Source organism: Pseudoalteromonas sp. NZS71_1 (assembly GCF_015864305.1).
GTDB lineage: Bacteria > Pseudomonadota > Gammaproteobacteria > Enterobacterales > Alteromonadaceae > Pseudoalteromonas > Pseudoalteromonas arctica.
Genome location: NZ_JADYXM010000004.1, coordinates 39,297 through 57,876, shown reverse-complemented (window position 1 = coordinate 57,876; position 18,580 = coordinate 39,297). Strand labels below are relative to the sequence as shown.

Here is an 18,580-nt window from a genome sequence, read left to right as displayed (position 1 = left end):
AAAGTGTGTTCATTTAGTAAGATGGTGAACCATGAATAAATTAGAAGATACAAATTATGAGAACAGCTTTAGCGAAGAAGCATATGAGTTAATTATTAAATCGCTGTCGTTATCCAATATTACCATTGCAAATGACTGCCATAAGTTAAATTGTTTTGAAATGACGGCAGACACATTAGAGGTAGCGGCAGAATTACTTTTAAAAGCGGCTAGTATTGCTAGGGGTCAAGCAGTTTAACTCCAAAGACCTAAAATAGATAAAATTTGACCTCTTTAACTCTTATTTAAAGAGGTCTTTTATCGGATTACGCCCAAATGATAAATAGAGCAATTGCTAAAAGAGGTGTGAAAATTGCAAATTTAAATTTTCTAAGCCATTTATTTGTAGACGTAAAATGAGAGTCTAATCTAATTTTCATTTTTGATATTTCGTCATGAAGCTCTGCAGGATAGTCCACTTCATTTCCACCAATAGAGCTAAATACTAGATCTTTTGCTTTAACTAACGATTCATATTTATTTTGCTGGCTTACGAGTAGGCCATACATTAATACAACAGTCACGACCACCCCAACCAATAAAAGTGTAATTACAAACACGTCTAACGTACCTCTTTGCAAAATAGCAGCAAGCGCAATTATTGACGCAGGAACAGAGAATAGTTTGAAGACAATATCACTCGTTAAATTAGTTAATTTTTCTGATAACTCAAGCTCAGCTTCAACGATTTCTTTTTTAGCTTTTTTAAATGAAAACCCACTAAGGTAAGTCTGTATGTTATTTCGAAATAATTGAGTAAATGAGCCCCAATTAGTTATGAGCTTTAAGAATGCTTCATTTGGGGTACTACATCCGGTTAAAAACTCATGTAATGAAGCGTAAAAAATATTTATTTTCTCACTATAATGCGTACTAAGTTCACAGTTTTCAGCTGTTAACTCATCAAGCAATGAAAAATTAATGTCACCTTGTAAAAGGTCTTTTGATAGATGAACTAACAGTACAACAGGGTTCTTTTGTTCTCCGGCAAGATAAACAAGAGTTCGGTCTACACCACTTTTTTTATCATGATAATGAGCAATTTTCTCAAGTTTAGATATATTTTTTATTAATGTACTTAGCCTTGTAAATAAATCATTGCTATCAGACTCTTCAGATATAGGGGAGTAATATTGATCATCCTCAAATAAATAAAACTCAGGCAAGTTCTCCGTGAAACTAGAAAAAGACTTAGAAAAGCCACCTAAAAACGTATCCCAATTTTGATAAAATTGTGTGGCATTCTTTCTTGGTAAACGGAATTTAATGTAAACAGTTTGGCCTACATGATCTATAAAATTAATATTATCTTCATCGATAATATTTCCGTTGACTTCACGTATATCTTGAGTGCAATTATCAAGTATTGGTACTAATGCATCAGTAACCTCTATTTCACAATTTAAAAAAGCGCCTTCGAAGCTAGCGCTATTAGAGGCTCTTTTTAACTGAACAAATGGATATAAAGACACAAATATTACCCGTTAATCTGGTCATTTAGCTTTTCAACTAAATCGTCTGGAAGGTTTTTGATTATAATCTGTGTACCGTCAAAATACACTCTGGCAGTTGGATCATTACCTAAATCATTTTTTTCAAACTCAAGCCGCAAGTCATTACCTTTATATATTAAGTGAGTCAATTTTTTTAATTTCTGCCTATTTACAGGAAACTCAGGTGGCACCCCAACTTCTTCGCTATTTAAATGAGTGACAAATTCATCTGCAAAGTCATCTGCCTGCTCTTCTGTCTCTGTTGGGAAGTAATTTCTCGCAAGTCCTTCAATATCAGCTAAAGTAGCTGATTCATTGACCTCTGCTTTTTCGGCTAAATATACGCAAATATCTCTTTTTATATCATGCGCGTTTTGCTTCAATTCTTCTTTAGATTCAAAAAAGTTAACGCTTTCTTTTATAACGGCTTCAGTTGCTTTTGCTGAGTGAGCGCCTGCTTTGCATCCCATAGCATTAATGAAATAACCCGCTGTAGATTGGCTTGCTTGTGGGCTTACAAAACTTAAATATGTTAGTTCAAGCTTATCTACTTCTTCAGCTTCTTGATAAGCGTTATATTTATCGAAGTTAATTTTAATAGCTTGATGTAGCTTGCTAAGGTCAATGTACTCAAGGTTTTCGACTCCGAGTGCGTTTGAAAATGCGAACCCAGCTTTTTGCTTTATCATTGCAGCAAGAAAAAACCTTATACCTTCACTTTCATAGTCTGCGAATAGGATGTGCCCCCCAGTGGCGAATGAAACACCAGTGGCTTCACGATAAAGCTCACGCATTACTGTTTGAGAGAAATCCATAAAGCATTCATCAATAGTGCCATCATCCAGAGCAGAATATCTGCTGAAGGCATTTGGAGTATTGTATGCGGCCTCATTAGTAAAAATACCATACCTAGCACTGTTATTTCTTCTTCCGTATATTCCTACCACTCCTTCTATTACATTTCTAACATTTTCATTATCAGTTGGTAGCAAGGAAGGTCGAAAGTGGAGCGGGCTCGGGTCGATATTTTTTTCTTTTATCAGCTCATGAACAACAGCACGATTCAATGTGATCGCCATAATAAATCCTTTTAATTTTAGTTAATAACACATTAAAAGAATAAACCTATGAAGTAAATAGCTATAAGTAATTGTAATTAATAACCAAAGGAACTTAATGCTGCGCATTTTACGTATTTAATCGTTCATATGCGTAGCAAGTGTAGTTAATTTTTTTCTTATTATAAAAATATCAAAAACTTAGGAATGCGCACATTGCGCACTTTAATTTCGAAAATACTCTTAGTACGCAATCTTTTGATATTAGAATGTTTTAGATTAGAACTAACTCCAACCAAATACCATATGCTAAGCAACGTCCTCCATCTTTACGCGTATATTCTTAAATATATCGCTTTCCCAGCAGGCTATTAAACGCAGTAGCTCTTTCGTAATGTCATCATGGCTATCAGTGTAGCTTTTATGCCCGATACCTATAATTTTACATCGGCTGCGATTAGATACTGGCTTTCTGCCCCGTCCATGGCATTTAATGCATATTTCAGCATCTAGGTTAGTGGCCTTTTGCCCTGGAGCTAAACCGCTACCATCACATTCACCACATACAGGCTGTACAAACTCATAAACCGCTGCCATAACAATGCCGTTAAGTGTTTCTGGCTTTATCTTGTATTGACGTATCTTGACAAACAGCGTTATGTGCATAGTAAGCGAGCGTAAAACACGGTTAAGTCGCGTTTCTTCTCCCACATAGCGAAAGTAAGCCCAATTGGTTTGGCATTGTGGCAAACCGGCTAAAGCATGGGCTGCCGTTCGCCAATCAATAACATCTTGTCCACTTCCACCAAATGTACCAGTGAGGTTAAGCGTTTTAGTTGTAAGCTTTGCAAGTAGCTTAATTGGTTGCATATTATCTCACTCCCATACGTTTAAATATAGCAATAACTTCTCTGTGAGCTTTGAAATCTGCGGGTTTAGCGAGTAAACCTTCAAGCGCTAAACACGGCCAAGATAAATCAAAAATTTCAATTCCACCTCGCTTTAATATCCATCCGTAAACATGCTGCGCATGAGTCATTTTTAGCTTTAATGGTTTATCATCCATAAAGCGCCACCAAAGCGGCATCGCGCTTATCTTCGTTACTTCTGCCCTTCCAACCTGTAATTTGGTTGAAATACTTATCGCTTTTTTTAGCTTCTCGCTTTACCGGGCCTTTTAGTGGTGCAATTAGTTTTACTTTATATCCCTGGCTTTCTAATACTTGCTGAATTAGTGAGCCTGTCGCTTTACACTTACCTACGTCCTGGCATATCTTTTCGCGTACAGCGCGGCTGTTTTGAACCTTCTTACCAAAAAGCGGCTTTATAGCGCTTGGGTTCTCTAATTTTATTAAAATATTCTCTTTTGGTCCTACTGCAGCTATGTACTCGAACATATTTACAAAGCTTAGTGACTCAAGATGAATTATTTCTTTGCCGTGGATAACAGCAACACCGCTTTTAACAAAGTCGGGATCAATGCCTATTGTTAAATTCATTTAGCCACCTGTATCAATTCTTGCTCGAGTAAAAGCTTTTGCGTTCTAACCATGCCGTCATACGCATAAAGCCTAGTTACTTGTGGTGTATTCTCTCTTACTCTGCCGTCCATAGCATCGTGACAAGCTGAACATGCGTAAGTTGCGTGAATATCATCACACTTCTGCCCCATACCTGAGCCCTTACCAACATGAGCAAGTACAACTGTTTCGGGGTTGCGGTTGCATACGCCTGGTATACGCACTTGGCATTGCTGGCCGCGTGCGCTATTTCTTATTTTTTTACTAATGAGCGACATTGTTTGACTCCCCATACATAGCCAAGTGATAAAGATCATCCGGTTGCGGTAGTAAAAGCTCTAAATATTCAGCGCAGTATTGCTCTAACCAATTTAGATACTCGCAAAACTCTTTTGTGTTTAACTTGCGCGTTCGCTTGCGCACGATTATTGGTTCTTCGTTGCCAGCTTGAATAACTTTTACACCAAACTTTCTACGCACAAATACTTCGTGAACATCCTCTGAGCTGTTTTCTTGCCCAAAGTGCTCGCGAAAATGATCAGCAATTACCTGGTTCCATACCCAAAGCAATCTGTTTTGAGCTAAAGAGCGTTTAGCTTTATGCTCTTTAAACTCAACAACAACGTTTTTGCCCTGCTTTAAAAGCGCCCTTACCGCTTGCCCAATTTGAGGCATAAAGTATTGGGCGTTAGTAACTGTTACTACTTTCTTGCTCATTACGCGGCCTTATCTTGCTTCTTGGCTTTTTCTTGCTCTTTCACTGCCGCTTTTTGCGCATGCACTAGAATGTAAGCACCAATTGATAGGAATGAATCGCGCAACTCGTTCGTTAAGCAATTTTTTTCAGCGAGTACGGCAACTGACTTTGTTAAATTGGCAAATGCTGCATCGTGGCTTACCTGAGCACCATCTTGAATAATTTTTGCTGCCTGTGGCTTTGCGTTAGCGATAAATCCATCACAAAAAATCTCGCCTGCTGGTGATAACTGAGTAAGTGTGCTTTTTTTGATAGTCATAATTAGCTCCTAAGCTGTTTTTCGTGCGTTGTTGAATGTTTTATCTAGCTCTGCATTAAGTGAGTAGCCTTGATTGACTGGCACTTTGCTCGATGTAAAGTTACCCGGATTAGCCTTTATATTGCTTTGCCTGGCTGCTTGCTTTGTTCTTGCTTGTGAGGCGTGGTGATTTCTACCCTGCTCTTTTTTGTCTTTAATGTGTTGCGGTACACTATCAACACCACACGCTTTAGCGGCGCGGGCCATTGCGCGGTTGGCCTCAGCGGTTGCAAAGCCTAATTGCTTTGGTGTCGGTTTTTTAATTCCGTCCAGGGCTGCGAATTTTGCTTGCTTCGCATCTGCTAAAGCGGCTTGATAGTGAACACCTAAAATTTCTTTTAAGGCTCGAATAAATTGTTTCTGATCTTGCTCGTATGATTTCATTGCCCCACCCCCGCATATCTCAAATAGGCCGGCGGCGCGTTATATTCTATTTTCAGTGGTATTGGGCTTAGCTCACCTTTGCCATACTTATCAGCCAATTCCGTGTAACGGTTTTTAGCCATCTTCTTCCATGCGCTATCAGCCAACGTTGATCGCGCTGCAGCAATTTGCTGGTTAAGCCAATAAACTAAAGGTTCTGACCACTCCTTGTCTTTTCCGTAATTTTTATTGCGCTGTTCGTTTATCTCGCTCATGCAACTATCGAGCGTTGGCATGCCCTTCGCCTGCAGGCATAAAATTTTAAATTCAATTGGATTTGGTGCGTGTCTCTCGCTTGTTGAAAGTAAACGCGCCATATCTAACGCAGCTCTTACGTACTTAGCGATAATTCCCATGCCGTAAAGCTGCCCAGCATATTCATTTGCAAACAAAACAAGGTTTCCGCGCCAGTTGAAATCACTGTTTGGGTAGTACGCTTTTAGTGATGGCAACACCTCATCGCTGATCAGCTTAACCAGCACATCGTTAGTCTGCCGCTTGTCGATGCTGTGGGTCGTTGAAACTTGAGTGCTCATCAAAGCACCTCATCATCGTGCGGTGTTGGAATGTGGGCCACTGACTGCTGCAAAGCAGCCAATTGATCGCCAACGAAGCTAGATTGACTGCCAAAGCTCTGCGATGACTTTTGATTCGAATTGGCTATCCAAGAATATTTAAAACCTTGCCAGTTTCGCGTTATGCACTCGGATAAACATTCATCGACACTGAGTCCGTTTTGGCAAGCAATTTGAAACTGAGCCCCAAAATTGTTAATCACGGTTTGACTAACGCTCGCTTTTTTGGATTTACGCATAGCAATCCAATCATCAAAAATTTGATTGCTTGGCATGGCTGGCCAAGTAGAAAAATCTAAAGATTCGAGCAAACTTTTTTTGTTTATTTTTTTAATATTATCTTTTGTATTAGTTTCTTTTCTTATGTGGCAGTCATTTTCGACTAGTTTTTTAGTCGGTTTTGACGAGTTAGCTAGTCGTTTTTGACTAGTTTTAGGGATGCTTTCAGCTAGTCGTTTTTGACTAGTTTTTAGTTGTTTTTGACTAATGTCTATTTCTTGCCAATCGCTAACAACAGGGTTGATTCCAGTGTTTTTACCGTCACGAAATAACACTTTCTTAGCGATCAAACCTTTAATTATTTTCCCGATATTCGTGCTATCAATTCCGGTCAAACTGCTAATTTGTGTATTCGTCATCCAATCATTTTTTTTCTGCCAGCGGTACGTTTTACTGATCACAGCAAATACAATTTGATACTCTCGCGCACTTAGCTTTACCGGTGGGTTTGCAAGTGTGTCAGTTAGCTTTTGGGCTAGCCTGTCATAACCTTGCTCAATATCTGCTTTCACATAACCACCTGTGTCATGTTGATTAATTTCGTCCCCTCGTTTGTCAGGGAACTTGTAAACTTCTGCTAAATTGTTCATAATTATCTCGCTAAATTGAAACCCGCTATCGTGCCGCCAAAGCTGATGCGGGTTTTGTTTTACCTGCGAGTTGCGTAGTTTCTGCTATGCAACTCGCGCATTTCTGCACAACCAATACATAAATTGGTCTTAATAGCCTTTCTACGGGCCTCTTGAATTCCATTACCGCATTCAATGCAATCATCTGTTGGAGTAACTTCCGGCTGCCTTAAATTGGCAATCAAGCGCGATTCTGCTTGCTCTATTTCTAATTGCGCTACGTCTGCATGATCAGCCATTCAAGCCACCTTTAACGAAGCTTTAGTAACAGCTGGCTCATTAGGATCAGGCCTAACCATCTGCTCAATCTCAGCGATAAGTTGAAGCGCAGTAGTAATAATTGAATCACCATTTTTTTGAATATCATTAAAATCAGATTGCGTAATGAAGCCTTTTTGACGAGCAAGGCGAAACGTTTTAGCAAAATCACCTATTGTTTCTTGTTGCTTTAAAAGCTGATCGGCAACCTCCTCATCTGACCAACCAGCGTCCGGCAAATCTATAATTGTCTTGCCTTCGCTATGAGCCCAGGCGTTTAAAATTCGACTGTCATTAGTGATATTTTGAATGGCAATTGCTTCTTGCAGTGTTAATACATGCGAATCAATATTTGTATTTAGCTTATTGCTAAGTGTTGTTGGTGACTTAGCCATGACGCGCGCAATTTCAGACACATTAAAGTCGCTCGCAATACTTGCCGCTGCTTCAAGTGGGCATCGAGCGCTAGGCTTAGCGTTTCTCGTACTCTTTTTAGATAAAAGCATTTATAGTTTCTCCTATGCTGCGGTTTGCGGATGACTATCTTCATAAACAGATAGATCGACTTTCAATTTGCCACCGGTAATAAGTTGAAGCTCAAAAGCTCTACCTCGCGGTATGCGTTTTGCTTTTACCCACGGGGTAATCGCGCCTTTCGTTATAGGCGGATTAAATGCGTTGGCTAACTTTGCTTTACCGCCAAAGAAATCAACTGCGTCTTGGGTTTTCATATGAACCTCCTAAAATATGTTTGTGAAGTATAGTTTTATGAACATTTACAAGTCAAGGAAAACAAACCACCAAGATAGTATTATGTTTAGTTATCTATACTAAGGAGTAAGCTCATGACCTTTCAGGACAGGCTTGAACAACAAATGAAAGCTACAAGTATCAAAGGAATTGATATTGTTAATAAACTAAATGTATCAAAAGGAACCGTAAGCCAGTGGCGTAACGGCGTTACGAAACCAGGTGGTGAAAATGCAATTAGACTGGCTAAGTTTTTGCGCTGTAATTTGACATGGCTAATCGAGGGTAAAGGTTCACCTAATAAAAACCTTGAATTAGAGTTAGGCCCTGACTTAAGGGGAAAGGCTCCTCTTATATCATGGGTGCAAGCTGGGAAGTGGAAGGAAATTGATGTGAATATGATCAGGGAAGATGTAGGGATAACCTACTACCAGCACACTGCCAATGTAAGTGATGACTCTTTTGCATTGAGAGTTAAAGGTGACAGCATGACGAGTAATACTGGAGGAAAGTCAATTCCGGAAGGCTCTGTGATAATTGTTGACCCAAATTTATCAGCAGAGCATGGAAAGGTTGTTGTAGCGAGGCTTGAGGATAGCAATGAAGCTACATTGAAGCAGCTTGTTATTGATGGCGGCTCAAAGTACCTTAAGCCTTTTAATAATAGCTACCCCACTATGCCCATAAACGGTAACTGCACAATTATTGGTGTAGTTAAGCAGGTAATACAGGATTTCTAAAAAGGAATAATCATGAAAGGTAAGATTTTTATAGGTATTATTTCTGCAGCAGTAACGAGCTTTATAATTAATGACTTTAATGTAAATGACACTGAGTCTGCAACCGTATGGCTTGGTTCGTTTGTTACTATTACTGTAGCCGCATTAATTGCGGCATCATCGCCAATAATATTCAGGAGCAAATTTAACTCCCCACTATTTCAAAGCGTATGCTTGATTATTTCGTTTGGCCTTTTAGCTGGATATTCATTGTCTGAAAAAGAAAAAAAACAACAACTAAATAGTAAATATAATGATCTATTGATCGAGCAGCTAAATACGGTTAGTGGAAACGATTGCAAACATAAAGAAATTATTTACGAATCTCTTAATCAATGCGCCAACGGAGATTTGAGCGAAAATGAAAAAACACTTTTAAAAGAGGCTTTAAAAAGAAAAATAATTCAGTAACCCGCCCTAAATTCCCCTATAAAAGCAGGTAGCGCCCCATAAGGCGTTTTTTCACTAGTGAAAAGTTTAGTTTTATAAACTTTTAATTTGACAATTAAGTATAGTTATATAAACTAATGTCAAAGTTTAGAAAAACGAACATTGAGGCGAAAATGGAAAACAACACTCAAACCACTAGTCGATTATCACTTGAAACAAAAACGCTAATAGCTTCTCTTTCTGTAGAGTCATTTTGTTATAGAAATCGCTCACACGTAAACGTAGTTACATGCGCAACGGACCCGTCTATCAGCGTATTTGTTTACATAGACGGCAAAGCTGAAAAGTCATGGATTGTTTTCCTAACGGATCACAATGCGGCAGAGCAGCTTGAAGTAATCCTAAGTGAAGTACGCAGTTTCAAACGCATTGGCACGTTTAACCTTCCTACGCTACTAGCGAGCTAGACCAATGAGCAACACAAAAACAGCAGCAGAGATCCAGCGCTTATTAGCCGACCCGTTTGAAGCTCACGATATTGAATGGCGTGTGCAACAAAGTGGCGTATCTGGCAAGAGTAAGCCGTGGGTAATGGTTATTCCTTACATCACTAACCGCGCAATTCAGCAACGCCTTGATGATGTTGTTGGTATAGATGGATGGGAAAACACCTACACAGAAGCCGCCGGCGGAAAAGGTTACTTGTGTGGCTTAAGTGTTCGCTTTGGCGATAAGTGGATCACTAAATGGGACGGTTCAGAGTATTCGCAAATCGAAGCATTAAAAGGCGCTTTATCTGGCGCTATGAAGCGCACAGCGGTTCAATTTGGCATAGGTCGTTACCTTTACTCACTTGATACCGAGTTTGCAACATGTGCACCGGTTGAAAGTCGATTTGTAGCTAACGGTGAGTTTATCAACATACCGCTTAATAAGGGCAATAAAAACGGCCCTAGAATGAGCGCCGAGTGGTTTCCGCCTGAACTTCCTGATTGGGCGCTACCTAAAGCTAAGTTTGATAAGTACCTAGATGCTATCGAGCAAGCAACCAGCCTATTAACACTGCGCGAACATTACGAGCAGGCTTATAAATTTGCAGCTGTCGTTAATCGCATAGATATACGCGACAAGGCGATTGAAATTAAAGATCGCAAAAAAGCAGAGCTTGAAGCTAGAGAGCAAGAAAATAGCTTAAACGCAAATAAGAAATTTCACGCCTGGCTAAATCAATCTATCAAAGACCGCATTGTCACAGCAGAGAACGAATCAGTATTAACCCTGAACCATAAGCACTTGTTACAAGAGCTAAAAGGTCATTGCCGAGCAACCAAAGTAGATAGCAGTAGCTTTGTAGCTCAAATCAACCAAGCGCATACAGAGGCGCTAAACAAACTAAGAAACGGAGTATAACCATGGCTACTAATCAAAGCACAGCAACCGACTTGGTTGAAGTTGTATACCAAGAAGATTTAACCAAAAAAGGCCTTGCAGATTTGCGCAAGAAGTATCCTAAATCGTTTTCTCTTGATATGTCAGACGATGAACAATTTAAACAAGCTCGCGCTATTCGTGCAGAGTTCAACAAACTTGTTAAGTCTATTAACGAGCGCCGCATTGGATTTAGTAAAGAACTTAAAACTTATGGTGATGACTTGGTTAAAAAAGTAGAGGCTATTTACGCGCCTACTGTTGAAGCTTTTTTACTTGAAGATAAGCATCGCAAAGAAGAAGCTGCACGCATAGCCAAAGAGCGTGAACAATTTTTAAATAAACAACGTGATGAAATAGCGCAAATGAGCAACTTTGTTGACCAATGCAAAAATCAAGGCTCACAGTTTATTGCTGACACAATCGAAGCCGTTGATCTTGTTGATACCGAATCGTTTGATAAAGAGCTTATTCACGAAGCTATCGACACTAAAAAAGGCATCTTAGAAACGCTTAACAACATGTATCAAGCAGTTAAAGCAGCCGAAGCAGTTGAAGCAGAGCGCGAACAATTACGCATTCAACAAGAAGCCATTGCACAGCAAGAGCGCTTACAAAAGCAAGCCCAAGAGATTGACGCTCGCATTAATAACTTGCGCGCCGACCCAATGAATTACTTTGATAAATCTAGTGCAGAGATAGCCAAGCGCATTGAAAAGCTAGATACCTTCACGCCAACCAATGAAAAGTTTGGCGACCGCCTTGACGAAGTTATCCAAGTGTTAGCTCAAGTAATTCAGCAGCTAAAAATGATGCACCAACAAAAGCTACAGCTTGAGTCTATCGCTGTTACTACAGATCCAGAACCACAAGTTCAAGTGAACCAAGAGCCAATTGAGCAAAGCACACCTATAGAGCAGCAAGAGCATGAAGCACTAACCGAAGTAAATCGTATGTTAGACCAAAACGAGCAGCCGCTACTTGGTAATAGCTTTAAATCAACAATGTTTGAAAATACTAGTGCGCCTATTAACTACATGCCTCTTTCAGCATGGCCGAGCAGCCAGGACCGAGCAGACAATGATGAGCTAGACCGCATTTGCGACCAGCTAGACCTAGCTGAAAGCTACATCGAAGTATTAGAGCAGCGCTTAAACAAAGCACACGCAGCGTAAGTTCCCAACTCCGACCGAGCAAGCGCCTACGGGCGCAAGCTCTTTTAAATGAGGTTTATATGAAAGCATTACGCGTTCCACGACTAGTAGCAGCAAGAGAAGATTTTAAAGATATTCGCGTAGGCCAAGCAACTATTGTCGCATGTGAAGTTAATGGCGAATCTGGATGGGCATTACCTGGTAGTAATTTTACAACAAGGCGCTCTCTTGCATTCAACGTTTGCGCAAAGATGAACAACATCATTTTAGATCTTGGCGGCATTAGACCAGTAATGAAGTTCAAGCGAGCAGCTTAATGATGCATGACTACATGGCAATTAAAGGCAACAGCTCAAGCGCTTTAGAAAAGCAAAAGCGTAGAGATTTTATAAAGATGGTTGCAATAAACAGCGCTCGCGTTTTAGTCGTTTCCATTATTGTTTTAATAACAACCAAGTAAGGAGTCAGTCATGGCTAGAGGTGTGAACAAAGTAATTTTAGTGGGTAATTTGGGCGAAGATCCTGACGTTCGTTACATGCCTAACGGCAATGCGGTAGCGAAAATCAGTCTTGCGACTAGCGACAGCTACAAGGATAAAAACACTGGTCAAATGGTAGAAAAAACCGAATGGCACCGCGTTATTTTCTTTGGAAAATTAGCGGAAGTTGTGGGCGAATACTGCCGCAAAGGTTCACAAATTTACGTTGAAGGAAAACTTCAAACGCGTAAATGGACCGACCAACAAAGCATTGAACGTTACACGACTGAAATTGTAGTCGATGGCTTTACTGGTCAAATGCAAATGCTTGGCCAAAGACAGCAAGGCCTTGGACAGCAAAGCAACCAAAGCACACAAGGTAATAATTCTTACCAAAACAGTAACAGTTCTTACCAGGGGAATAACCAGGGCCAGAACAAACAGCAGCAAAGTGGTCACGCTCAAAACAACCAAAAGCAAGGTGGTTTTGCGCCAAAGCAGAACCAAGGTGTAACTAATAATCAGTACATGAACGGCGGGCAGCAAGGCGGCGCATCTAATCCTATGAGTCCTGGTGATGACTTTTACGATGATGATATTCCGTTCTAAATGATATAAGGAAATCCCTATGTTTGAACAATTCAAAGGCAAAAAATTTAATCTTATTTACTGCGATCCTGCTTGGCAGTTTGGCAATAAAAAGACAGGTGGAACTATGACAAGCGGCGCAGCGCACCAGTACAAATCAACAATGAGCGTAGACGAGCTAAAAGCTATGCCTATTGATGATATAGCCGCAGACGATTGTATCTTGGTTATGTGGTACGTAGGTGCAATGCCGCAAGAAGCCCTGGACGTTGTTAAAGCATGGGGCTTTACGCTTAAAAATATGAATGGCTTTGTATGGAACAAGCTAACCATAAACAACAACCCACTTTTTGGTATGGGGTTTTGGACTCGTGCCGGTAGCGAGTCGGCCATTATTGCAGTTAAAGGAAAGCCAAAAGTTGCTAGTCGCTCAGTGCGTGCAGTTGGTAATTACGACACCGAAAGCCTAGACGAAATACTAGGCCGTGGCGTTTTTGCAGGTGCCTACCCTATCGGCGTGCATAGCGAAAAGCCAAACGAGTTTAGAGAGGCGTGTTTTGAGTTGGCCGGTGACGTTCCTCGCGTAGAGTTGTTTTCTCGAAAGCGCGTTAAGGGCTGGACCGTTTGGGGTAATGAAGTTGGCAAGCTTAATAAAAAAGCAAAAGCCGCCTAATGAAACCACAAGTAAAACGTAGAGCGCATACCTGGTATGCACTAACCAAACTAAGGAGTGAGCCATGCAAGTGCAATTTAATTTCGAAGCGCCAATTGAGTCACCAGCAACAAAAGAAATAACAAGCTACTGTTCAAAAATTGGAATGCCAAAAGCATGTGTTAGTTGTGCTTATTTTGTGCATATCGGGTGGGGAGAAGATGATCAGCACCCGCTGTTAAAGTCTGGAATATTTAGAAAGTCATTACTAACAACTCAAGTAGGGGTATGTAAAAAACAAGGTGGCAAACAATTTGGTACAGAAATTTGCCCGAAGTATTCAGCACATCCTGATGTTATCCCTGTTGAAGTTGAAAATAGAGCTGTGCCATATGGAGTGAAACAATGAACAATGCAAAAATCAAAGCCCTAGCTCTAAAGCATGGCTTCAAATTAAGAGAGCAAAAAGGCGGTGAAATTGACCTAAACGACTACGTTTATTCATTCGCTTGGGCGCTACTTCAAAGCGGTAAGCCTAACGTGTCGCACAAAGCATACTTGGCCGACTTACTAAAAGATGCCGCTGATTGTGTACCGGAAAAGAGCGTTGGGTACAGAGTTAATATTTACGCCAACGATGTATGTAGTGATGAACCACGTATGCAGTGGAATTTTTACAACGGTGTTGAGCGCAGTAATTTTGAGTGTCGCGTACCTGATACACGTGAAGAGCTAAACACAGCCCTTAACAATGCAAAGGGCTGTATGAAGTCGGCTTGTTATAGAGCTATGAACCCAGATTTTGATAAAAAATTAGCATAGGTGATTTATGAGTAAAGCAAAACTAATGAAAGCGCGTAAATGGGCTGAACAACACTTTTCACCTGAGTCTATGCCTAATCAGCGCTGCTTGCGCAACTGGGTGATTGAAGGCACAGTGAAAGGTGAATTAATTGGACCTGGTCAACATGCCTATGTATATGATGACCAAGTACCTGGATCGATCAACAAAGCACACTCAATTGCATTAGAACTAGCGGCGAACAGTTAAATGGCACCAAGGAAAAGAAACAATAACAATAGGGATCTCCCGCCCTACTTATACTTTGAAAGCGGCAAAGGTTATCGCTTAACCTTAACTAATGGAACTCGCAAAGTTATAAGTAAAAATAGAACTGAGGCAATTATCATCGCTAATGAGTATAACCGCCTAAAGCGTGCCTCTATTCTTGATGTTATTTTATCTGGTGATAGTAAATCATCACCACTTGCAGAGCATTGTGATGCAATCATTGAACGTATGATTACAGATAAGACACCTGGTAAGAGTCTTTTATCTACATGGAAAAACGATATAACTCGCGTTAAAGACTATTTTAATATGCCTGGTAATCAAATTGATCTTGGTACAGTAACCGATTATATGGAAAAGTTTCACGGTACGGCTAGCAACAATGTATACAACCGAAAATTAGGCTTTTTAGAATTGGTTTTCGATTACGCAAAAGATATTGGTGAAATGAAAGAAAACCCAGCAAAGCTTAAAATTAAACGACCAAAAGAAGCTAAAAAGCGCAAAGCACTTGATGTTAAGTCATTTATTCTGATCCGCGAAGCTGCCCCACTCTGGCTTAAAACTGCAATGGATTTAACACTTCAGACTACGCATGCAGTTTTAGAAATATCCCGAATCGAGTATAAAATAAATAAAGCAGAGCAAGGCCGCTGCGGTTGTATTTGGTATCCCGAACCTAAGAGCGTTGTTGGTGACACAATCTATGGTGAGTTAGCTATACATCGTCAAAAAACACATAAATCTGAAGCTTCACATGTAGTGATACCAATTGGCCAGACAATAAAAGATATAATAGATAATAGCCGTGATAATATTGCATCACCTTACGTAGTGCATAAGCTACCTAAGACCAGCTCTAATCCAATGAGCAAAGAAGTTAAACATATTACGCAGATTGTTAGTCACAACATAAGCCGTGAATTTTCAAATCTTAGAGATAAATTAGAGCTATTTTCTAATTTATCTAAAGATGAACGCCCTACTTACCATGAAATAAGAGGGATGGCAGCAAGGTTGATTGAATCTCAAGGAGTCAGCCCACAAGAGCGTATGGGACATTCAGACAGTAAATCAACAAAGATATATACTAGCTTCGGTAAAGAGGTTGAGTGGATTCAGGTGCCTCATCTCAAAGTCCTAATTAATTAAATCAATTATACATAATCTTATAGTTAATCAAATGACTGTTCGTTGCCATGAGCGGTCATTAGTAACGCCTCATTAAAAGACGTTTCAGCTATTTTATGGCTTTATATTCACTGATTGATAAAGAAATCCCAGCCGCAGAATACATTCTAGAACCATTAATTTCACTATAACAAAGTTCATTTTCGTAATATTCTTTGTCCGATTCAGTACCAGTATCTGCTTTATTTTTCATAAATACCAAATAAGGCTCTATCTTCTTTTGCTGCATTTTCGCAATTTTCATACCTTCAAAACTAAACTTCTTACTTTTCTCTTTACCAAAAGCATCTCTTAATAAAGTATGTGAGCCAGAATTTAGGAAGAATTGATAATGTGAAACATTTTTACCATACCCCCACCCTTTGCAAAAACTTTCAATAGCTCCATCTTTGTAAAGATTACCCAGGTCAGTGATGACGTTCGACTCAATCTCGGTAAAGCCTTTACTTGAAAGATATGGAATTATTTTTTTACCGTCAATTAGTAAAGGAGATTTATAATCATCAATGACATTTGCTGATAAAGAATGCGATACAACAATTGAAATTAATAAGCATATTTTTTTCATATCTTTCCTATATTAAGTATTTATGTAGCTATATGTTACATGAAGCAAAAAACGAGTAGGCTTACAACACATCAAAACTAGACATATTACATACATTGATAATTAGCTTTGTAAACAAGCAATTGAAATAGCCTCAATTCAAAGCTTGTCATTTTGCGCCAACAACGGCGGTTAATAATGTTATCGTACAAAATTAGGATTCTAATTATCAAACAAGAATAAATTTAATTTTTTAATGTCCGGTTATCGCTCTAGGCAGACTTCGTCAAAGTGCCAAAAGCGGACAGTGGTAACGCTTTTAGAAGGGGCCGCCATCTAGGCGGTCCCGCTTGCTAAACTTGTTAAATATACGTCTAACCCGATACCTAACAGAGCTTACATTAAACCAAAACTCTGACCACTTTTTACTTAACGGCATATTCAATTGCCTGTGCTCATGCCTAATACCAAGCAACATTCTAAGATATGGGTCTTCAATAGGTTCTTCTATCGCTTCACAAGAATGTTCATTTATTCGCTTTAGAGATAAGTATTCATTTTTGACTTTTTCAGGAGTGAGAAGCCTCATTTTTTCCCAGTTATCAACAATTACTGGACTGAAAAGAGAAAGATTCTCGGTAACATGAGCAAGCAAACGATTGAATCGAAGAGAAAATTCTTCGTTATCTAAATGAAAGACTGGTGATTGGTAGTTTATAAATTCCTCAAATGAACTGGTTTGTTTCTCCCTTTCAAATGCATGATATGCATCTCTGACTTTTTGATTAAACTCTCGTTTTTCATCATCGGTTTCTAGTGAATCTGGGTTATATATATTGAAGCCAAAAGTTTGCTCTAACCGATGAGCATGAGCATACTCATTTACTGCACGTTCTAAGTCTTTATCTTCAGATGTGAACGACTTTTCTATCGCATTTTTATAGTGAAACAGGAGTAAATCTGACGCATCATGATATACCTTATCGTATGCACGCAGCCGTTCATTCTTCTTGTTGATCTTCGACTGCCTAATAGCGAAAAGAAAGCTTAAAGAAGAAACAGCCAAACTTCCGAGAGATATGTATATTGCGATTTGTGACTTCTCTGCCATAACTTCCCTAGTATATTTAACGCTTTGTTATATGACCTTTTCTTCGGACTTATTCTCTAATTTAGCTTGGCTTTTATACGTAAGTGAATAAACAGCAGTATTATATTTGTTTTTCATTTCACTCTTAATGGACTCATGAACTTTTTCAAGTTCAATGTCCATTTCATCAACGGTATCTTCAAACCCTTTCTTTAACTGTTTCAGTACAGGAATTGAATCTACTGCTGCCCATGTGGTGTTCTTTAAAAAGCCTCTCAGGAACTCCCAACTTGCCATCACCGAAAAGTATGACCCGTCTTTATTTTGTTGTAATAGGGTTATCAGTCTTTCTAAATCTGTTTTAGCACGAATACTATCGATTTCGCCTGACGCTACCATTTGAGCAATTATATTTATTAATGTATCGAATAACTCTTCAAGTTTACCGTCTTTTTTGTGCCTTTCATAAAGCTGATCAAAGTCAAAATCTTCATCTCCAGTGTTTTCAGTAAATGCCCACTGGTGACTATTTAATTTAGAAATCAGAGGCATAATTTTCTGAAATGCAGTGAATGTAGCATTTTGGTTTTTGTAATTAGCGGAGTACCATTTAGTCCAACGAATTATTTCTTTTAACCAGCTAGGCTGATCTTTCGCAGATAATGTTCGAGCCAAATCTTCTGCTGCTGAACTACATTCCTCGGCTTGAACTTTTTTGGAATCAATATTTTCTTGCACAAAAACTTTGCTAAGTGCTGTTATTTGAAATTTTAACTGCTCATGCTTTTCCTGTACTAATCTAAGGAAAATATTTAAACTTTCATTGTTCATTTGACTCCTTGCCCTCGACAGGTCTTATAACGTCTTTATTAGAAGACACTTTCCCTATTTTAGCGCGAAAACGTCCTTATTTTATGGACTTATATTAATAGCAAATAGTGTAAGCTATTGCCAGCTATAAATATTATGCTTTTTGTCGCTTATATAAACATGTAAAAAAGAGGAAAGTCTCCTCTTATTCTTACTAAGTTAATGGCGACTCACCTGAATGACAGCTTATCGCTCATAGCTGTCTATCAAATATAATATAAACCTATTCGTCAAATCTGTAAATTCAGATATAAGCGACTA

30 protein-coding genes are annotated in these 18,580 nt (G+C 39.2%); 13 read left to right on the top strand and 17 right to left on the bottom strand.

Features of this window, described 5'->3' with window-relative positions:
- Positions 1–31 precede the first annotated feature (31 nt).
- A complete protein-coding gene (locus I6F43_RS07910) occupies positions 32–238 on the top strand; it encodes a hypothetical protein (RefSeq protein WP_197101734.1) in 207 nt (68 codons plus the stop codon).
- A 67-nt stretch (positions 239–305) separates the two neighbouring features.
- Here the strand turns inward: I6F43_RS07910 and I6F43_RS07905 are convergent, their stop codons facing one another.
- From I6F43_RS07905 to I6F43_RS07840, 14 genes are all read right to left on the bottom strand, one after another.
- Positions 306–1,511 carry a hypothetical protein gene (locus I6F43_RS07905; RefSeq protein WP_197101732.1) on the bottom strand — a complete coding sequence of 402 codons (1,206 nt, stop codon included), beginning with the start codon at positions 1,509–1,511 and terminating at the stop codon, positions 306–308.
- Positions 1,512–1,516: 5 nt separating this feature from the next.
- Positions 1,517–2,611 (bottom strand): nucleoid-associated protein, encoded by a 1,095-nt coding sequence (locus tag I6F43_RS07900; protein WP_197101730.1) that lies wholly within the window; start codon positions 2,609–2,611, stop codon positions 1,517–1,519.
- Between the two features lie 288 nt (positions 2,612–2,899).
- Positions 2,900–3,460 (bottom strand): hypothetical protein, encoded by a 561-nt coding sequence (locus I6F43_RS07895; protein ID WP_197101728.1) that lies wholly within the window; start codon positions 3,458–3,460, stop codon positions 2,900–2,902.
- A 1-nt stretch (position 3,461) separates the two neighbouring features.
- A complete protein-coding gene (locus I6F43_RS07890) occupies positions 3,462–3,656 on the bottom strand; it encodes a hypothetical protein (protein ID WP_197101726.1) in 195 nt (64 codons plus the stop codon).
- Complete coding sequence (locus tag I6F43_RS07885) at positions 3,649–4,089, bottom strand: hypothetical protein (RefSeq protein WP_197101724.1); 441 nt, start codon at positions 4,087–4,089, stop codon at positions 3,649–3,651. Before I6F43_RS07885 ends, I6F43_RS07890 begins: the two co-directional genes overlap by 8 nt.
- The gene (locus I6F43_RS07880; RefSeq protein ID WP_197101722.1) at positions 4,086–4,388 is read right to left on the bottom strand and encodes a DUF1364 domain-containing protein; all 303 of its coding nucleotides are present in this window, start codon (positions 4,386–4,388) and stop codon (positions 4,086–4,088) included. The genes I6F43_RS07885 and I6F43_RS07880 overlap by 4 nt, the downstream gene beginning before the upstream one ends.
- Complete coding sequence (locus I6F43_RS07875) at positions 4,375–4,827, bottom strand: recombination protein NinB (protein ID WP_197101720.1); 453 nt, start codon at positions 4,825–4,827, stop codon at positions 4,375–4,377. Before I6F43_RS07875 ends, I6F43_RS07880 begins: the two co-directional genes overlap by 14 nt.
- Positions 4,827–5,126: a hypothetical protein gene (locus I6F43_RS07870; protein ID WP_182734332.1), complete on the bottom strand. Its 300-nt coding sequence runs from the start codon at positions 5,124–5,126 to the stop codon at positions 4,827–4,829. Before I6F43_RS07870 ends, I6F43_RS07875 begins: the two co-directional genes overlap by 1 nt.
- 9 nt (positions 5,127–5,135) lie before the next feature.
- Complete coding sequence (locus tag I6F43_RS07865; protein WP_197101718.1) at positions 5,136–5,549, bottom strand: hypothetical protein; 414 nt, start codon at positions 5,547–5,549, stop codon at positions 5,136–5,138.
- Entirely contained in the window at positions 5,546–6,124 is a 579-nt protein-coding gene (locus I6F43_RS07860) for a replication protein P (protein ID WP_197101716.1), read from the bottom strand. The genes I6F43_RS07865 and I6F43_RS07860 overlap by 4 nt, the downstream gene beginning before the upstream one ends.
- Positions 6,124–7,032, bottom strand: coding sequence for a replication protein (locus I6F43_RS07855; protein WP_197101714.1), 909 nt, complete (start codon positions 7,030–7,032; stop codon positions 6,124–6,126). Before I6F43_RS07855 ends, I6F43_RS07860 begins: the two co-directional genes overlap by 1 nt.
- A gap of 59 nt (positions 7,033–7,091) precedes the next feature.
- On the bottom strand, positions 7,092–7,310 hold the full coding sequence (locus tag I6F43_RS07850) for a TraR/DksA C4-type zinc finger protein (RefSeq protein WP_197101712.1): 219 nt from the start codon (positions 7,308–7,310) through the stop codon (positions 7,092–7,094).
- Complete coding sequence (locus I6F43_RS07845; RefSeq protein ID WP_197101710.1) at positions 7,311–7,835, bottom strand: phage regulatory CII family protein; 525 nt, start codon at positions 7,833–7,835, stop codon at positions 7,311–7,313.
- A 12-nt stretch (positions 7,836–7,847) separates the two neighbouring features.
- Complete coding sequence (locus I6F43_RS07840; protein ID WP_182734303.1) at positions 7,848–8,060, bottom strand: Cro/CI family transcriptional regulator; 213 nt, start codon at positions 8,058–8,060, stop codon at positions 7,848–7,850.
- A gap of 114 nt (positions 8,061–8,174) precedes the next feature.
- On the opposite strand from I6F43_RS07840, the gene I6F43_RS07835 reads away from it, so the two are divergent.
- From I6F43_RS07835 to I6F43_RS07780, 12 genes are all read left to right on the top strand, one after another.
- Complete coding sequence (locus I6F43_RS07835) at positions 8,175–8,819, top strand: LexA family protein (protein ID WP_197101707.1); 645 nt, start codon at positions 8,175–8,177, stop codon at positions 8,817–8,819.
- Positions 8,820–8,831: 12 nt separating this feature from the next.
- Positions 8,832–9,269, top strand: coding sequence for a hypothetical protein (locus I6F43_RS07830; protein WP_197101705.1), 438 nt, complete (start codon positions 8,832–8,834; stop codon positions 9,267–9,269).
- A gap of 152 nt (positions 9,270–9,421) precedes the next feature.
- Complete coding sequence (locus I6F43_RS07825; protein WP_197101703.1) at positions 9,422–9,715, top strand: hypothetical protein; 294 nt, start codon at positions 9,422–9,424, stop codon at positions 9,713–9,715.
- Positions 9,716–9,719: 4 nt separating this feature from the next.
- Positions 9,720–10,658 carry a Rad52/Rad22 family DNA repair protein gene (locus I6F43_RS07820; protein ID WP_197101702.1) on the top strand — a complete coding sequence of 313 codons (939 nt, stop codon included), beginning with the start codon at positions 9,720–9,722 and terminating at the stop codon, positions 10,656–10,658.
- Between the two features lie 2 nt (positions 10,659–10,660).
- Complete coding sequence (locus I6F43_RS07815; RefSeq protein ID WP_197101700.1) at positions 10,661–11,851, top strand: hypothetical protein; 1,191 nt, start codon at positions 10,661–10,663, stop codon at positions 11,849–11,851.
- 59 nt (positions 11,852–11,910) lie between these two features.
- Complete coding sequence (locus I6F43_RS07810; protein WP_182734286.1) at positions 11,911–12,147, top strand: hypothetical protein; 237 nt, start codon at positions 11,911–11,913, stop codon at positions 12,145–12,147.
- A gap of 153 nt (positions 12,148–12,300) precedes the next feature.
- Complete coding sequence (ssb, locus tag I6F43_RS07805) at positions 12,301–12,918, top strand: single-stranded DNA-binding protein (RefSeq protein WP_182734282.1); 618 nt, start codon at positions 12,301–12,303, stop codon at positions 12,916–12,918.
- A 19-nt stretch (positions 12,919–12,937) separates the two neighbouring features.
- On the top strand, positions 12,938–13,570 hold the full coding sequence (locus tag I6F43_RS07800; protein ID WP_182734277.1) for an MT-A70 family methyltransferase: 633 nt from the start codon (positions 12,938–12,940) through the stop codon (positions 13,568–13,570).
- 64 nt (positions 13,571–13,634) lie between these two features.
- The gene (locus tag I6F43_RS07795) at positions 13,635–13,958 is read left to right on the top strand and encodes a hypothetical protein (RefSeq protein ID WP_197101698.1); all 324 of its coding nucleotides are present in this window, start codon (positions 13,635–13,637) and stop codon (positions 13,956–13,958) included.
- Complete coding sequence (locus I6F43_RS07790; protein WP_197101696.1) at positions 13,955–14,371, top strand: hypothetical protein; 417 nt, start codon at positions 13,955–13,957, stop codon at positions 14,369–14,371. The genes I6F43_RS07795 and I6F43_RS07790 overlap by 4 nt, the downstream gene beginning before the upstream one ends.
- 7 nt (positions 14,372–14,378) lie before the next feature.
- Entirely contained in the window at positions 14,379–14,600 is a 222-nt protein-coding gene (locus tag I6F43_RS07785; protein ID WP_182734270.1) for a hypothetical protein, read from the top strand.
- Entirely contained in the window at positions 14,601–15,773 is a 1,173-nt protein-coding gene (locus I6F43_RS07780; RefSeq protein WP_197101694.1) for a tyrosine-type recombinase/integrase, read from the top strand.
- 88 nt (positions 15,774–15,861) lie between these two features.
- Here the strand turns inward: I6F43_RS07780 and I6F43_RS07775 are convergent, their stop codons facing one another.
- The 3 genes from I6F43_RS07775 to I6F43_RS07765 form a co-directional block, all read right to left on the bottom strand.
- Positions 15,862–16,380: a hypothetical protein gene (locus tag I6F43_RS07775; protein WP_197101692.1), complete on the bottom strand. Its 519-nt coding sequence runs from the start codon at positions 16,378–16,380 to the stop codon at positions 15,862–15,864.
- A gap of 298 nt (positions 16,381–16,678) precedes the next feature.
- Positions 16,679–17,470: a hypothetical protein gene (locus I6F43_RS07770; RefSeq protein WP_197101690.1), complete on the bottom strand. Its 792-nt coding sequence runs from the start codon at positions 17,468–17,470 to the stop codon at positions 16,679–16,681.
- Between the two features lie 27 nt (positions 17,471–17,497).
- Positions 17,498–18,280 (bottom strand): hypothetical protein, encoded by a 783-nt coding sequence (locus I6F43_RS07765; RefSeq protein ID WP_197101688.1) that lies wholly within the window; start codon positions 18,278–18,280, stop codon positions 17,498–17,500.
- Between the last annotated feature and the right edge of the window lie 300 nt (positions 18,281–18,580).

What these genes read in the sequence shown, in the direction of transcription:
- I6F43_RS07835 (WP_197101707.1), top strand. Translation starts at nt 8,175, where the DNA reads ATGACCTTTCAGGACAGGCTTGAACAACAAATGAAAGCTACAAGTATC.
- I6F43_RS07875 (WP_197101720.1), bottom strand. Translation starts at nt 4,827, where the DNA reads ATGAGCAAGAAAGTAGTAACAGTTACTAACGCCCAATACTTTATGCCT.
- I6F43_RS07810 (WP_182734286.1), top strand. Translation starts at nt 11,911, where the DNA reads ATGAAAGCATTACGCGTTCCACGACTAGTAGCAGCAAGAGAAGATTTT.
- I6F43_RS07895 (WP_197101728.1), bottom strand. Translation starts at nt 3,460, where the DNA reads ATGCAACCAATTAAGCTACTTGCAAAGCTTACAACTAAAACGCTTAAC.
- I6F43_RS07890 (WP_197101726.1), bottom strand. Translation starts at nt 3,656, where the DNA reads ATGGATGATAAACCATTAAAGCTAAAAATGACTCATGCGCAGCATGTT.
- I6F43_RS07850 (WP_197101712.1), bottom strand. Translation starts at nt 7,310, where the DNA reads ATGGCTGATCATGCAGACGTAGCGCAATTAGAAATAGAGCAAGCAGAA.
- I6F43_RS07830 (WP_197101705.1), top strand. Translation starts at nt 8,832, where the DNA reads ATGAAAGGTAAGATTTTTATAGGTATTATTTCTGCAGCAGTAACGAGC.
- I6F43_RS07880 (WP_197101722.1), bottom strand. Translation starts at nt 4,388, where the DNA reads ATGTCGCTCATTAGTAAAAAAATAAGAAATAGCGCACGCGGCCAGCAA.
- I6F43_RS07865 (WP_197101718.1), bottom strand. Translation starts at nt 5,549, where the DNA reads ATGAAATCATACGAGCAAGATCAGAAACAATTTATTCGAGCCTTAAAA.
- I6F43_RS07870 (WP_182734332.1), bottom strand. Translation starts at nt 5,126, where the DNA reads ATGACTATCAAAAAAAGCACACTTACTCAGTTATCACCAGCAGGCGAG.
- I6F43_RS07840 (WP_182734303.1), bottom strand. Translation starts at nt 8,060, where the DNA reads ATGAAAACCCAAGACGCAGTTGATTTCTTTGGCGGTAAAGCAAAGTTA.
- I6F43_RS07815 (WP_197101700.1), top strand. Translation starts at nt 10,661, where the DNA reads ATGGCTACTAATCAAAGCACAGCAACCGACTTGGTTGAAGTTGTATAC.
- I6F43_RS07765 (WP_197101688.1), bottom strand. Translation starts at nt 18,280, where the DNA reads ATGAACAATGAAAGTTTAAATATTTTCCTTAGATTAGTACAGGAAAAG.
- I6F43_RS07885 (WP_197101724.1), bottom strand. Translation starts at nt 4,089, where the DNA reads ATGAATTTAACAATAGGCATTGATCCCGACTTTGTTAAAAGCGGTGTT.
- I6F43_RS07860 (WP_197101716.1), bottom strand. Translation starts at nt 6,124, where the DNA reads ATGAGCACTCAAGTTTCAACGACCCACAGCATCGACAAGCGGCAGACT.
- I6F43_RS07855 (WP_197101714.1), bottom strand. Translation starts at nt 7,032, where the DNA reads ATGAACAATTTAGCAGAAGTTTACAAGTTCCCTGACAAACGAGGGGAC.
- I6F43_RS07800 (WP_182734277.1), top strand. Translation starts at nt 12,938, where the DNA reads ATGTTTGAACAATTCAAAGGCAAAAAATTTAATCTTATTTACTGCGAT.
- I6F43_RS07780 (WP_197101694.1), top strand. Translation starts at nt 14,601, where the DNA reads ATGGCACCAAGGAAAAGAAACAATAACAATAGGGATCTCCCGCCCTAC.
- I6F43_RS07825 (WP_197101703.1), top strand. Translation starts at nt 9,422, where the DNA reads ATGGAAAACAACACTCAAACCACTAGTCGATTATCACTTGAAACAAAA.
- ssb (WP_182734282.1), top strand. Translation starts at nt 12,301, where the DNA reads ATGGCTAGAGGTGTGAACAAAGTAATTTTAGTGGGTAATTTGGGCGAA.
- I6F43_RS07775 (WP_197101692.1), bottom strand. Translation starts at nt 16,380, where the DNA reads ATGAAAAAAATATGCTTATTAATTTCAATTGTTGTATCGCATTCTTTA.
- I6F43_RS07795 (WP_197101698.1), top strand. Translation starts at nt 13,635, where the DNA reads ATGCAAGTGCAATTTAATTTCGAAGCGCCAATTGAGTCACCAGCAACA.
- I6F43_RS07900 (WP_197101730.1), bottom strand. Translation starts at nt 2,611, where the DNA reads ATGGCGATCACATTGAATCGTGCTGTTGTTCATGAGCTGATAAAAGAA.
- I6F43_RS07790 (WP_197101696.1), top strand. Translation starts at nt 13,955, where the DNA reads ATGAACAATGCAAAAATCAAAGCCCTAGCTCTAAAGCATGGCTTCAAA.
- I6F43_RS07845 (WP_197101710.1), bottom strand. Translation starts at nt 7,835, where the DNA reads ATGCTTTTATCTAAAAAGAGTACGAGAAACGCTAAGCCTAGCGCTCGA.
- I6F43_RS07820 (WP_197101702.1), top strand. Translation starts at nt 9,720, where the DNA reads ATGAGCAACACAAAAACAGCAGCAGAGATCCAGCGCTTATTAGCCGAC.
- I6F43_RS07785 (WP_182734270.1), top strand. Translation starts at nt 14,379, where the DNA reads ATGAGTAAAGCAAAACTAATGAAAGCGCGTAAATGGGCTGAACAACAC.
- I6F43_RS07770 (WP_197101690.1), bottom strand. Translation starts at nt 17,470, where the DNA reads ATGGCAGAGAAGTCACAAATCGCAATATACATATCTCTCGGAAGTTTG.
- I6F43_RS07910 (WP_197101734.1), top strand. Translation starts at nt 32, where the DNA reads ATGAATAAATTAGAAGATACAAATTATGAGAACAGCTTTAGCGAAGAA.